We start from the raw sequence: 290 nt of genomic DNA, 5'->3' as shown, positions 1-290 counted from the left end.
CGTCGTTCAAGACCAGGACGTTGATAGGTCAGGTGTGTAAGCGCAGTAATGCGTTCAGCTAACTGATACTAATTGCCCGTAAGGCTTGATCCTATAACAGGTGTGTCTCGACCAGCGTTAGCGCTTTGGCGCTTACACTGGTCCGATCCCCGAAGGGGATGCGCTGGAACTCCCCGCCAGGGAGAACAGGACGCACGGTTGAGTGATCGATGTTGTGCCTCGAACAACACAGCCCAAACAGCTTTACCCTGGTGAGCATCACCAGAAACTACTTCTTCCAGATTGGCTGT

1 rRNA gene is annotated in these 290 nt (G+C 53.1%); it reads left to right on the top strand.

The annotated features are described in order from the left end of the window. Window positions 1–93: ribosomal RNA gene (locus tag SB822_RS56310) — 23S ribosomal RNA — on the top strand; the annotation flags it as partial. Between the last annotated feature and the right edge of the window lie 197 nt (window positions 94–290).

It is taken from the genome of Paraburkholderia sp. SIMBA_054 (genome assembly GCF_046534875.1).
Lineage (GTDB): Bacteria > Pseudomonadota > Gammaproteobacteria > Burkholderiales > Burkholderiaceae > Paraburkholderia > Paraburkholderia hospita.
This window is presented reverse-complemented; position numbering and strand designations above follow the sequence as displayed.